We start from the raw sequence: 3,112 nt of genomic DNA on the forward strand, positions 1-3,112 counted from the left end.
GGTGCCGAGGCCCTGGGCCACCTGAGCCGCGACCGCGCAGCCGAGCTCCGCGGATCCCCGCAAATCGCGCCCCAGGTGGCGGCCCACCAGGAAGCCGGCCGAGAACGAGTCCCCGCAGCCGGTGGTGTCGACGACGTCGATCGGGAAGGCGGGGACCGCGACGGTCTCGTCCGGCGTGACGACGAGTGCGCCGTCGGCGCCCGCCGTGAGGGCCACGCACGCCACCCCTCGCTCGATCAGCATGCGCGCCCCCTCCGCCAGCGACTCGGCGCCGGTGAAGCCGCGAACCTGGTCATCGTTGGGCAACAGGTAGTCCACGTGCGGCAGGGCGTCGGCGATCCACTCGAGCATGCCCGGGTCGCCGTCGGCGAGCACGTCGACCGATGTGGTGATCCCCTTCCCGCGGGCACGGGAGAGCAGCTCGCCCGCCGCCGGGCCGCCCAGGAACTCTGGCCCGCCCAGATGTAGATGCGTCAGTCCCTCGAGCGCGGCGTCGTCGATGTCGTCGAGGGTGAACACGCCGTTCGCACCGATGCAGTGCCACGCGGGTCGGTCCCCGTTGGGCCGCACGGGGATCACCGACGCCGACGTCTGCGCATCCGCCTTGGTCACGAGGCCACCGGTGTCCACGCCCTCGTCGCTCAGCAGGGCCGTCAGGGTGCGTCCAATGGCGTCGGCACCGACCGCGCCGATGCTGCGGACCCCGGCCCCCAGGCGGCTGAGCACCACTGCCGTGCCCCCGGCGGTTCCGGCCGGGGAGAAGGCGATGGTGTCCACCAGGGCGCCTGCGGAGCCCTCCGGGATGGAGTCGATCCCGATCGCGTGGACGTCGAGGACGTGTACCCCGACCGTCGCGATGGTCATGGAGGAGATGTCGGTCATTGCGGGAGCTCCTTGGTGGTTCCGTACTCGAGGGTGATCGCCTGGACGACCGCGTCGTGTTGCTGCGCCTCGGTGAGGGGCCGCGGCGTGCCCATCCCACTCGCGCGCACGTGCAGGGCCGCCAGCCACTCGAGCAGCAGCGCGTTGTCGAGGGCCTTGTCGAGGGAGGATCCCACCGCCACCGAACCGTGGTTGGCCATGAGGACCGCCTGCCGGTCCTGCAAGCCGTCCACGACGAGGTCGGCGAGCTCAGGGGTGCCGAACGTGGCGTAGGGAGCCACCCGGATCTCCCCGCCCAGCAGCAGCTGCTGGTAGTGGAGCACGGGCAGCGCGTCCATCCCGGCCACGCAGGCGACGGCCGTCGAGAAGGGGGCGTGCGTGTGGACGACCGCCGCTGCCTGCGAGCGGGCGTAGATGCCCAGGTGGAGGCCGAGCTCGGACGTCGGCGCGAGTCGGCCGTCGACATGCTCCCCGGTCGCGTCCACCACGGTGACGTCGTCGGCGCTACAGTCGGCCAGCACCACCCCGGTGCCCGTCACGGCGACCAGTCCGTCGCCGACCCGGGCCGAGACGTTGCCGGCGGTGCCGATGAGCACGCCCTCGGCGGCCAGCCGCCGGGCGGTCGCGGCGACGTCCTCGCGACCCCGAGACGCCTGCTCACCCACCCGGGGCGACCCCGTCGTCGTCATCACCCACCGGCCTGGTCGATACCGCGTTCGGCGAGCACCACGTCCTCGAGCCTGGCCATGGACCGGCGGAACTGGCCGCTGAGCGACGACCTGAGGACGGGGGCGAGGAGATGACCGAGGGGGCCGAGCCCGACCCGGCAGTCGACCCTGTAGGTCATCAGGGTGGCCGCGGTGCCGATCGGTTCGAAGCGGAAGGTGTTGACCATGTCGTGCAGCGGTGCGAAACCGGTCCCGGAGTCCACCCTGAGCGAGTGCGGTTCGATCGTCCCGACCGTCCACACGGACCGCGTCGTGAGCGGCCCGAGCGTCCGGTTGTGCTCGGAGTAGGTCTCGCCGACGGTCGCCGTCCCGTGGTGGGCGGTGACCTCCAGGACACCGTCGACCCACTCGGCGTACCGGGCGGTGTCGTCGATGACGGCCCAGATGTCCTCGACCGGGGCGGCCAGTCGCCGCTGTACGGAGACGGTCAGACGGGTCACGATGGTCCTCCTGAGTGTGCGATCGCGGCGCTGGCGGCCATCTGACCGGAACGGACGGCGCCGTCCATGTAGCCGTTCCAGTAGTCGGAGTGTTCGGCGCCGGCCCAGTGCACGCGGCTGTGCGGGCCGCCGAGCGGCCGGTCGCGCCAGCGCCCGAGCGTGGTGAGGACGCCGGGAGCCAGGACCGCGGTCGGGCCACCCCGGGTCCAGCGCTCCGCGGTCCAGTCCTTCTCGAAGTACCCCACGGGCGCCAGTGCGGCGGGGCCGACCACCCGGGCGAAACTCTGGAGCACCGCTCCGCCCCGCTGCCTCGCGGACCGCGGAGCCCACCTCCGCCACCCCGCGCCCCCCACGAATCCCATGAGGATCCCGGGCGATCCGCTCGGCGGGGTGTTGTCGAACATCGAGCACACCGGGTGACCGTCCCCACGGAAGACGCCCTGCCCCGAAAGCCCGTCCTCCCGCCAGAACGGGCGCTCGTAGACGGCCTCGCATTTCATGAGCGTGCCGAACGTCATCCTGCGGAACAGCGCGTCCTGGTGGGCGGGCAACGTGGGGCTCCACTCGATCTCGGCTGCGAGGTGGGGCGGGACGGAGACGATCACCTGGTCACCGTGGAAGGCCCCGGCGTCGGTGGTGACGGTCACCCCGGTGGCGTGGTGCTCGATCCGCCGGACCGGGGCGCCGAGGGTGACGTCGTCGCCCAACCCCTCGGCCATGCGCTGCGAGATCAGCTGCGATCCGCCGACGAACCGGGATTCCTGGGCACCGCCGGCCACGCTGATCATCCGGTCCAGCGTGCCCCGGTGGATCTCGTCACCCGCACCCGCGATGTACGCCAGGGCGGACAGCGCGGAGGTCTCGGACGCCGCCGCCCCGAACGCCGACCCGAGGAGGACCTCGACCAGCTCGACGCCGCCGGAACCGATCGCGCCGCGGCGCAGCCAGGTGGCCAGGCTCTGCTCGTCCAGCCGGTGCGCGTCGGGGTGCTCCCACGGCGCGGTCACGTCGATCTCGCCACTCGTGCGGCCCAGTCGGGAGGTCGCCAGGGCGATGTCGGGA

At 72.6% G+C, this 3,112-nt stretch carries 4 protein-coding genes; all 4 read right to left on the reverse strand.

All coding sequences use genetic code 11. The annotated features are described in order from the left end of the window. Positions 1-882: sugar kinase (locus G6026_RS08205; protein WP_182612880.1), on the reverse strand; the 882-nt coding region annotated here is incomplete at its 3' end. Continuing rightward, the gene (locus G6026_RS08210) at positions 879-1,571 is read right to left on the reverse strand and encodes a class II aldolase/adducin family protein (protein ID WP_182612881.1); all 693 of its coding nucleotides are present in this window, start codon (positions 1,569-1,571) and stop codon (positions 879-881) included. The genes G6026_RS08205 and G6026_RS08210, both read right to left, overlap by 4 nt. Then, positions 1,571-2,050 carry an SRPBCC family protein gene (locus G6026_RS08215; protein WP_107757171.1) on the reverse strand — a complete coding sequence of 160 codons (480 nt, stop codon included), beginning with the start codon at positions 2,048-2,050 and terminating at the stop codon, positions 1,571-1,573. The genes G6026_RS08210 and G6026_RS08215 overlap by 1 nt, the downstream gene beginning before the upstream one ends. Continuing rightward, a partial coding sequence (locus tag G6026_RS08220; protein WP_182612882.1) for an FAD-dependent oxidoreductase occupies positions 2,047-3,112 on the reverse strand: 1,066 nt, incomplete at its 5' end. The genes G6026_RS08220 and G6026_RS08215, both read right to left, overlap by 4 nt.

It is taken from the genome of Dietzia sp. DQ11-38-2 (assembly GCF_014145055.1).
Classification (GTDB): Bacteria; Actinomycetota; Actinomycetes; order Mycobacteriales; family Mycobacteriaceae; genus Dietzia.

Excerpts from the sequence above, each read along its gene's own strand:
- G6026_RS08210 (WP_182612881.1), bottom strand. The coding sequence starts at position 1,571 with ATGACGACGACGGGGTCGCCCCGGGTGGGTGAGCAGGCGTCTCGGGGT.